This window comes from Ulvibacter sp. 2210JD10-4 (assembly GCF_058148525.1).
This window is the reverse complement of the sequence record NZ_JBYVJZ010000043.1, coordinates 1-265: the sequence shown is the minus strand read 5'-3', so window position 1 is coordinate 265 and position 265 is coordinate 1. Positions and strand designations below refer to the sequence as shown.

Annotated in this window: 1 protein-coding gene; it reads left to right on the top strand. The window is 28.3% G+C overall.

Going from position 1 to position 265, the window contains the following annotated elements; all coding sequences use genetic code 11:
* On the top strand, nt 1-256 hold a 256-nt coding region (locus ACY2RT_RS15400), incomplete at its 5' end, for a DUF2480 family protein (RefSeq protein WP_490156809.1).
* Nucleotides 257-265: the final 9 nt, after the last annotated feature.

The window sequence follows — 265 nt, the reverse complement described above, 5'->3', positions numbered from 1 at the left end:
AGAGTTAACTCCTTTCGCAAACAAAGTTGTTATCGGAAATTTAGAATTGTTAGAAACTGTTTTGTATCAAGAATTGTTAGAATTTGTAGATTTTAGAGATTTTACAGACGCTCCAGTAATTATAAAAGGTTGTGCTAATAAACCTATACCAAATGCTGCTTTTTCTTTTTTAATAGCAAAATTACAACCTATTGTAAAGTCTATTATGTTTGGAGAAGCTTGTTCTACTGTACCTCTTTACAAATCTAAAAAATAGTTTTATTAC